Genomic DNA, 977 nt, shown 5'->3' with positions numbered 1-977 from the left:
TCCTGACTTAGGGTCGATAGGGTTGATCATCGCATTCGCTTTGGAGACGAACGTTACTTCTGTATTTAATTGTGCTACCATCTTAACCCATGATACCTAGTACATAAAGCACGATACCGATCACAAAGATAGAGAAGATCAAGGTAGTTGCGCTCACTTTACGTTTTAATAGGTACATACATGCTAATGTTAATAGTAATGGCATCATACCAGGTAATAATTGGTTGAATACATCACCTAATGATGTGGCAGTTGTTGTATTTACTAATTGACCTGATGAAATTTGGTTAATTACATCACGGAAGCTATCTGCAGTTACGCTACTATTGTTAGCTGCTTCAACTAAACCATCAAAGTTTACAATAGCATCTTCTTGGTTTGTTACTTCAGAAATTACTTTCGGGAAGTTCATGGTTGTCCAACGAGGTACCAATACCCCCATAACAAACATCCCTAGAATAGATGCTCCGACAGTAATTTTTTGAATAATACCACCAGATAAGTCTTTTGTAATTTCAGAACCGGCACGGTAACCTAATTCTTGTGTGTACCAAGTGAAGGCTACACGGATTAAGTTCCAAAGTACGAAGAATAAGATTGGTCCAATGATTGATTGGCTTAGGGCAAGCGATGCAGCGAAGGCACCGATTACTGGACGTAACGTACCCCAGAAGATTGGGTCACCCACACCAGCAAGAGGACCCATCATACCAACTTTAACCCCTTGGATAGCTTGGTCTTCAATGACTGTACCATTTGCTTTCTCTTCTTCCATGGCTAAGGTTACACCTAAAATTGGTGCCTCAACGTATGGGTGAGAGTTAATGAATTCCAAGTGACGTTGTAAAGCTGCTGTACGATCTTCTTTACTTGTATACAGTTTTTTGATTGCTGGGGCTAGTACATAAGCCCAACCAACGTTATGCATACGCTCGTAGTTCCATGAAGCTTGAACGAAAGTTAATCGCCAGTTTGCG

1 protein-coding gene is annotated in these 977 nt (G+C 40.7%); it reads right to left on the bottom strand.

Translation table 11 applies throughout. The annotated features are described in order from the left end of the window. Nucleotides 1-82: 82 nt before the first annotated feature. Nucleotides 83-977, bottom strand: an 895-nt coding sequence (locus ACRCJ0_RS15535) for a PTS system mannose/fructose/sorbose family transporter subunit IID (protein WP_431391091.1), incomplete at its 5' end; no start/stop codon positions are given.

Source organism: Aerococcus sp. L_32 (genome assembly GCF_050689315.1).
Note: the sequence above shows the minus strand (reverse complement) of the source record. Positions and strands in the feature narration are given on the sequence as shown.